The 768-nt window shown below is 62.6% G+C and carries 1 protein-coding gene; it reads right to left on the minus strand.

Annotation, left to right across the window (positions count from 1 at the left end; all coding sequences use genetic code 11):
- On the minus strand, positions 1 to 768 hold a 768-nt coding region (locus QZM15_RS33910; protein WP_226226294.1), incomplete at its 5' end, for an elongation factor Tu.

Raw genomic sequence — 768 nt, forward strand, 5'->3', positions numbered from 1 at the left:
TTACTCGATGATCTTGGCGACGACGCCGGCGCCGACGGTACGGCCGCCTTCGCGGATCGCGAAGCGCAGACCTTCTTCCATCGCGATCGGAGCGATCAGCTTCACCGTGATCGACACGTTGTCGCCCGGCATCACCATTTCCTTGTCCTTCGGCAGCTCGATCGAGCCCGTCACGTCCGTCGTACGGAAGTAGAACTGCGGACGGTAGTTGTTGAAGAACGGCGTGTGACGGCCGCCTTCATCCTTGCTCAGCACGTACACTTCAGCCGTGAAGTGCGTGTGCGGCGTGATCGAACCCGGCTTCGCCAGAACCTGGCCACGCTCCACGTCTTCACGCTTCGTGCCGCGCAGCAGGATACCCACGTTGTCGCCTGCCTGACCTTGGTCCAGCAGCTTGCGGAACATTTCCACGCCCGTGCAGGTCGTCTTCACCGTCGGCTTGATACCGACGATTTCGATTTCCTCGCCGACCTTGATGATGCCGCGCTCGACACGACCCGTCACCACCGTACCGCGGCCCGAGATCGAGAACACGTCTTCCACCGGCATCAGGAACGCGCCGTCAACCGCACGCTCCGGCGTCGGGATGTACGTGTCCAGTGCGTCTGCCAGGTTCATGATCGCCACTTCGCCCAGCTCGCCCGTGTCGCCTTCCAGCGCCAGCTTCGCCGAACCCTTCACGATCGGCGTGTCGTCGCCCGGGAAGTCGTACTTCGACAGCAGTTCGCGAACTTCCATCTCGACCAGCTCGAGCAGTTCCGCGTCGTC

Source organism: Burkholderia sp. AU44665 (assembly GCF_030504405.1).
In the GTDB taxonomy this organism is placed as follows: Bacteria; Pseudomonadota; Gammaproteobacteria; order Burkholderiales; family Burkholderiaceae; genus Burkholderia; species Burkholderia semiarida.